We start from the raw sequence: 6,000 nt of genomic DNA, 5'->3' as shown, positions 1-6,000 counted from the left end.
GACGGCGTGCGGAACCTTCGAAATCACATCATCAGCGAACTGGATCTGAGAATCAGTCAGCGTGAAAATAGGGGGTATCAACATGGATGATCGCATGAGCGAAGAAGATGCCGCTGAAAAGCTGGAAGGATGGCGTGGGCACGGCAACGAAGATCATCCCCGCAGCGCCATCGGAGACAGCGTCCCGGTCGCCATCCTCTCTGCCGATGGCGCCGCCAGCCCGTCATCGAGACTCCGGAGTCCGGCGGCCCGAGGCCGCGGAGCATAGAAGATGCGGCGCAGCCCCGGAAGAGAGACGGGGTTCAGGCGGTGCCCGGTTGCTGGACGGCGCGGGCGGTGTGCAGGGCGGGGAGACTCCGGCGGGCGAGGGCGCGAGGCGAGGGCCGTCGTGCCAGGGGCAGGGCGGAGGGACGGCGTCAGGCGGCCTTGGTGTTCTGAAGGTCGGTCAGGATCGTGTAGAGCGTGTCGGGGTCGTCATTGGCGCGCAGCTTCGCGCAGGTGGAGGCATTGCGCATCACCCGCGACACCGCGGCCAGGGCCTTCAGATGGGCCACGCCGCAGTCGTCCGGCGCGAAGAGCGCGAAGACCAGGTCGACCGGCTGGCGGTCGATCGAATCGAAGGGCAGCGGCCGTTCCAGGCGCAGGAACACGCCCGAGACCTTGCTCAGCTCGCCCAGGCGGGCATGGGGGAGGGCGACGCCCTCTCCCACACCGGTCGGACCGATGGATTCGCGATCCTGAAGCGCTTCGACAGCGTCATCCGCATTGATGCCGTAGCAGTCGGCGGCAATTTCGGCGAGTTCCTGCAGCAAACGCTTCTTGCTGGTCATCCCGCCGATGGATTTCACCGCGGCGGGCGTCAGTAAGGATGCAAGTTCCATAGATCCACTTTCTCGCGGTCTCCGCGACAATCACACCGTGTTGCTGGGATCGATCCAGCCGATGTTGCCATCGTCACGCCGATACACCACGTTCACTCCGCTCGTGCCCTCGTTGCGGAACACCAGGATCGGCGCTCCGACAAGTTCCATCTGCATGACCGCTTCCCCGACCGAGATGGACGGGATCCGCGTTTCCATTTCAGCAATGATGACAGGCTGGAGCGAAGTGGGTTCGTCCAGATTCTCGCCATCTGCTTCGGCGGCGATCACATACGACGAAGCACCGAAAGCTTCAACCGGCTCCGAGCGCTTCACATGATGATCTTTCAGGCGCCGCTTGTACCGGCGCAGCTGCTTGTCGAGCTTTTCAAGGCAGGCCTCGAATGCGCCGTAGATCTCGGTGCCGCGGGCCTTCGCCTGCGAGGTCAGCCCGGTGGAGAGATGCATCGTCGCTTCGCACACGTATTCATGGGCGTCGCGAGAGAAGGTCACGATCGCTTCGGTGGGTCGCTGAGAATACTTGCCCATGACCTCGTTGAGAGCGTCCTGGACATGAGTCTGCAGGGCGTCACCGACATCGATTTGCTTCCCGCTGATTTGGTATCTCATAACACCTCCTTATACTTGGGGCTGTTGACCGGTCTTGCTGTCACGTTTCTGGCTTTGGGACCGGGGGATGGATAGCGCCTAGGGGAGCGGTATTCCGCTGCGACCACGTAGGCAGCGCCGTGGGACGATTGGAGGACATCGGCATCGACGAACATGCAGCCATTTGGCTCCACCTCACTCTTGGATGTCAACTCTATCCACGCATCCATGGGAAGAGCAAGTGCAATCGGAAACATTAAGATGCGATTAAACTGTGTGTTTCTCTTGCAATAAAGTGCTCAGGACATGCGGAATCCCTGGCCCAGATAGACCCGGCGCACGTTTTCGTTGCTGATCACCTCTTCAGCGGAACCGCTCATCAGGACGGTGCCTTCGTGCAGGATATAGGCGCGGTCGACGATCTGCAGCGTCTCGTGGACATTGTGATCGGTGATCAGCACCCCGATTCCCCGGGTCTTCAGATCCGCCACCAGCGCGCGGATGTCGCCCACGGCGATCGGGTCGACGCCGGCGAAGGGCTCGTCCATCAGCACGTAGCGGGGCTTGGCGGCCAGGCAGCGGGCGATCTCCACCCGGCGCCGCTCGCCGCCCGAGAGCGCCAGCGCGCGCGAGCGGCGCAGATGGGTGACGGAGAATTCCGACAGCAGCTCCTCCAGCCGCTCGCGGCGGGTATGCGGGTCGGGCTCGGAGATCTCCAGAATCGCGAGGATGTTGTCCTCGACCGAGAGGCCGCGGAAGATCGAGACCTCCTGCGGCAGGTAGCCGATGCCGAGCTTGGCGCGGCGGTACATCGGCAGCGTGGTCACGTCGCGCCCGTCAAGCCGGACCTCGCCGCCCTCGGCATGGATCAGCCCGGCAATGGCGTAGAAGGTCGTCGTCTTGCCCGAGCCGTTCGGGCCGAGCAGCGCCACGACTTCGCCGCGCTCCAGCTCCAGCGAGACGTCGCGGATGATCGGCCGCTTGCGGTAGCTCTTGCGCAGGCCGTGCACCTGCAGGCCGCCGGTCTTCTCCAGGGGCGGGGTGTTGAGGTCGCCGCGGGTCATTCGGGGCTGCTTCCCGGGGTGATGACGGTGCGCACGCGCCCGTCCATGCGGCCGGTGCCGGTGGCCAGGTTGATCACCAGCCTCTGGCCGTTCAGCGTGTTCGGCCCCTGGGTCAGCAGCACGTCGCCGGTCATCACCACCTCTTCGTTCAGCGGCGAATAGACCGCCTCGTCGGATTCCGCGGCCTCGGTCGGCGTCACCATGGTCACGCCGCCGGTGGCGGTGATCCGCTCGACGTCATTGCCGAGGCTGCCATCGGGCAGGACCACATATTCGACCAGGATGCGCGGCGCGGCCAGGCGGATCTCCCCCTGCACCACCAGCACGTCGCCGGTGAAGAGCGCCGTTCCCTCGGTCTGGTTCAGCTCCAGCTGGTCGGAGGTGATCTCCACCGGCTCGTTGCTGCCGCCATCGGGCACGCTGCCCAGCGTCACCCCCGTGCCCTGGGCAAGGGCGGGAACCGGCAGGGCCAGGATCAGGGCTAGGAACAGGGGATATTTCATTCGGCCTCCGTCGCTTGTGGCCGATATATCAGGTGAACGCCGCCGGTGAACAGCGCCACGGTGCCGCTTGCCCCGCCGGGCTCGGCGGTGACGGTCAGCCCGCCGGCGCTGAGCGTGCCCGCGGGGCCTTCGGCCTCGACCGGGCCGAGGCTCTGCAGGTAGCTCAGATTGGTGCGGATCTGCACCCCGGGCATGGTGGCGACATAGCCGTCGGCGCTGCGGATCTCGACGCCGCCGGTCAGCTCGGCGCGATGCGCCTTCTGGTCGATCTGCCCGGCCGGGGCCGCGATATCGAGGGTGATTCCGTCCGGACGGGCCAGCCGCGCGGCCAGGACCTCGCCATGGGCGACGCCGTCCTGGCTGCGGTCCGGGGTGATCTGCCCGGCGGTCAGCCGCAGCTCGGCCCCGTCCTCGGTGATCCCGGCATAGACGGCATTGCCCAGCCGCTCCTCCCGGGCCATCTCGCCCAGCTCGGCATCGGTCCAGGGCAGGGGCTCGCCCTGCTGGCCGTTCCGCGACAGCAGGAACAGCGTCGACAGGATGCCGAGCGCCACCAGCGGCAGGACGACTTTGACGACGGCGATAGCGCGCGAATAGGCGTTATCGAACCGTGGCACGGTCAGACCACCCCGGCTCGCAGGCAGTCATGGATGGTGATGATGCCGCGCGCGATCCGCGGGCCGTCGGGGTCGACGGCGAAGAGGCTGGTGATCTTCAGCCGGTCCATCAGCGCCACCGCCTTCTCGGCCAGCTGGTCGGGCGCGATGGTCTTGGGGTCGCCGGTCATCACGTCGCCCGCGGTCTTGTCGAGCAGGTTGACCATGTTCCGCCGCAGGTCGCCATCGGTGATGATGCCGACGAGCAGCCCCGAGTCGGAGGTCACGCCGACCACGCCGAAGCCCTTCTGGCTCATCACGATCAGCGCCTCGCCCATCGCCGTTTCCAGACCGACCAGCGGCAGCTCCTCGCCGCCATGCATCAGGTCGCCGACCTTGGAGAGCTGCGCGCCCAGCTTGCCGCCCGGGTGGAACTGGCGGAAGTTCTCGGGCGTGAACTGGCGGTGCTCCATCAGTGCGACGGCCAGCGCGTCGCCGAGGGCGAGCGTCATCGTCGTCGAGGTGGTGGGCACGATGCCGGTGCCGCAGGCCTCGGGGGCCTTGGGCAGGACCAGCGCCACGTCGGCCTGGCGCAGGAGCGTCGAGTCGGCCCGGCTCGCCACGCCGATCAGCGGGATGGCGAAGCGGCGGGTATGGGCGATCATGTCGGCCAGCTCCGGCGTCTCGCCGGAATTCGACAGCATCATCACCACGTCGCCCGCGGCCAGCATGCCCAGGTCGCCATGGCTCGCCTCGGCGGGATGCACGAAATGCGCCGGCGTGCCGGTCGAGGCCAGGGTCGCGGCGATCTTGCGGGCGATATGGCCCGACTTGCCCATGCCCGAGACGATCACGCGCCCCTTGGCGCCGAGGATCAGCGCCACGGCCTCGGCGAAGCTGGCATCGAGCGCGCCGGCCAGGGTGCCGAGCGCCTCGGCCTCGGTTTCGATGACGCGGCGTCCGGCGGACAGGAGGATCTCTGTATCGGTCATGTCGCTCACGAATGTGCAAAGATGTCGGTATCGGGCCAGCCCTCGAGATCGAGGAGGGCCCGGGTGGGCAGGAAGTCGAAGCACTTCTGCGCCAGCTTGGTGCGGCCTTCGCGCGCCAGCCGCTGGTCGAGCTTCTCGCGCAGCCGGTGCAGGAACAGCACGTCCGAGGCGGCATAGGCGATCTGCGCCTCGGTCAGCGTCTCGGCGCCCCAGTCGCTGGACTGCTGCTGCTTTGAGATGTCCTCGCCCAGCAGCTCGGAGACCAGGTTCTTCAGCCCGTGGCGGTCGGTATAGGTGCGCACCAGCCGCGAGGCGATCTTGGTGCAGTAGACCGGCGCGGCCAGCGCCCCGAAGGTGTGGTACATCATGGCGATGTCGAAGCGGCCGTAATGGAACAGCTTCAGCACCGTGGGATCCTTCAGCATGCGCGCCAGGTTCGGCGCCGCGGTCTGGCCCTTCGCGACCTGCACCAGATGGGCCGTGCCGTCGCCTGCGGACATCTGCACCACGCAGAGCCGGTCGCGGCCGGGAATCAGCCCCATGCTCTCGCAGTCGATGGCCACGACCGGGCCCAGATCCAGACCGTCGGGCAGATCCCCGACATGCACGTGATGTTCCAAAACCCGGTTCCTCGTCCTCGTTCCGATGGCCTCTGGGAGGGTCCCATCCTTATGACCGCTTCGCGCGCCATGTTCCAGTGATGCCGGCAATCCGGGGGATTCCCGCCTGCACGGCCCGCAGGCATCACTTCTCGCGCATCGTGACCCGCAGCGGGTTGGGATAGAGGTCGAGGATCGCGCCGGTCCCGGCATCGATCCCGGCGCCGACCACCAGCCCGGTATAGAGGTTCCCGGCCAGCGCGGCCGTCGCCTTCGAAGTGATCCGCGGCGAGACATGGACCCGGACGTCGCGATAGCCCTCGAGCGTGATGTCGACGTCGAATTCCGATTTGCGGCTGACGCTGAAGACGCAGGGCGTGCTGCAGGTATGCCCCTTGGAGGTGGTGACCTGCGCGCCGGCCGGCTCGGTCTCGATCACCATCACGTCGCTCAGTCCCCGGGTCATCGTCGCGCATCCGGGAAGGACGGCAGCGGCGGCAAGGGCAGCGGCAAGGGCATAGGTCCTGGGCATGGTCCATCCTGGTCAGCGGGCCTGGTCAGCGGGCGGCGCGGCCGCGGCCCTGCAAGCGGTTATGCTGCCGAAGGCAACGGCTGTGCAAGATCCAGGATATGCAGGGGGGGATGGTGCCCAGAAGAGGACTCGAACCTCCACGTCCTTACGGACACTAGCACCTGAAGCTAGCGCGTCTACCAATTCCGCCATCTGGGCCGATGTCGTGAGGCGGGCTTCTATGGCCAATGCCGGGGGGTGTCAAT

The 6,000-nt window shown here is 66.6% G+C and carries 8 protein-coding genes and 1 tRNA gene; all 9 read right to left on the bottom strand.

Features of this window, described 5'->3' with window-relative positions; all coding sequences use genetic code 11:
- Positions 1 to 416: 416 nt before the first annotated feature.
- Positions 417 to 881 (bottom strand): PTS sugar transporter subunit IIA, encoded by a 465-nt coding sequence (locus tag FGX59_RS31135; RefSeq protein ID WP_138471720.1) that lies wholly within the window; start codon positions 879 to 881, stop codon positions 417 to 419.
- Positions 882 to 911: 30 nt separating this feature from the next.
- Positions 912 to 1,490, bottom strand: coding sequence for a ribosome hibernation-promoting factor, HPF/YfiA family (hpf, locus tag FGX59_RS31130; RefSeq protein WP_138471718.1), 579 nt, complete (start codon positions 1,488 to 1,490; stop codon positions 912 to 914).
- Positions 1,491 to 1,768: 278 nt separating this feature from the next.
- Positions 1,769 to 2,533, bottom strand: coding sequence for an LPS export ABC transporter ATP-binding protein (lptB, locus tag FGX59_RS31125; protein ID WP_138471716.1), 765 nt, complete (start codon positions 2,531 to 2,533; stop codon positions 1,769 to 1,771).
- Positions 2,530 to 3,036 (bottom strand): LptA/OstA family protein, encoded by a 507-nt coding sequence (locus tag FGX59_RS31120; protein WP_138471714.1) that lies wholly within the window; start codon positions 3,034 to 3,036, stop codon positions 2,530 to 2,532. The genes lptB and FGX59_RS31120 overlap by 4 nt, the downstream gene beginning before the upstream one ends.
- Positions 3,033 to 3,653, bottom strand: a complete 621-nt coding sequence (locus FGX59_RS31115; RefSeq protein ID WP_138471712.1) for a hypothetical protein — start codon at positions 3,651 to 3,653, stop codon at positions 3,033 to 3,035. Before FGX59_RS31115 ends, FGX59_RS31120 begins: the two co-directional genes overlap by 4 nt.
- 2 nt (positions 3,654 to 3,655) lie before the next feature.
- Positions 3,656 to 4,624 carry an SIS domain-containing protein gene (locus tag FGX59_RS31110; RefSeq protein ID WP_138471710.1) on the bottom strand — a complete coding sequence of 323 codons (969 nt, stop codon included), beginning with the start codon at positions 4,622 to 4,624 and terminating at the stop codon, positions 3,656 to 3,658.
- Positions 4,625 to 4,629: 5 nt separating this feature from the next.
- Entirely contained in the window at positions 4,630 to 5,244 is a 615-nt protein-coding gene (locus tag FGX59_RS31105; RefSeq protein WP_138471707.1) for a ribonuclease D, read from the bottom strand.
- 124 nt (positions 5,245 to 5,368) lie between these two features.
- Positions 5,369 to 5,689: a PEGA domain-containing protein gene (locus tag FGX59_RS31100; RefSeq protein WP_171060911.1), complete on the bottom strand. Its 321-nt coding sequence runs from the start codon at positions 5,687 to 5,689 to the stop codon at positions 5,369 to 5,371.
- Positions 5,690 to 5,866: 177 nt separating this feature from the next.
- A tRNA-Leu gene (locus FGX59_RS31095) sits at positions 5,867 to 5,953 on the bottom strand.
- Between the last annotated feature and the right edge of the window lie 47 nt (positions 5,954 to 6,000).

Origin of the sequence: Poseidonocella sp. HB161398 (assembly GCF_005870025.1) — a bacterium.
Taxonomy (GTDB): domain Bacteria; phylum Pseudomonadota; class Alphaproteobacteria; order Rhodobacterales; family Rhodobacteraceae; genus Mangrovicoccus.
This window is presented reverse-complemented; position numbering and strand designations above follow the sequence as displayed.

Bases quoted from the DNA above. Each gene is read 5' to 3' on its own strand.
- hpf (WP_138471718.1), bottom strand. From the start codon at position 1,490: ATGAGATACCAAATCAGCGGGAAGCAAATCGATGTCGGTGACGCCCTG.
- FGX59_RS31100 (WP_171060911.1), bottom strand. From the start codon at position 5,689: ATGACCCGGGGACTGAGCGACGTGATGGTGATCGAGACCGAGCCGGCC.
- FGX59_RS31120 (WP_138471714.1), bottom strand. From the start codon at position 3,036: ATGAAATATCCCCTGTTCCTAGCCCTGATCCTGGCCCTGCCGGTTCCC.
- FGX59_RS31135 (WP_138471720.1), bottom strand. From the start codon at position 881: ATGGAACTTGCATCCTTACTGACGCCCGCCGCGGTGAAATCCATCGGC.
- FGX59_RS31110 (WP_138471710.1), bottom strand. From the start codon at position 4,624: ATGACCGATACAGAGATCCTCCTGTCCGCCGGACGCCGCGTCATCGAA.
- lptB (WP_138471716.1), bottom strand. From the start codon at position 2,533: ATGACCCGCGGCGACCTCAACACCCCGCCCCTGGAGAAGACCGGCGGC.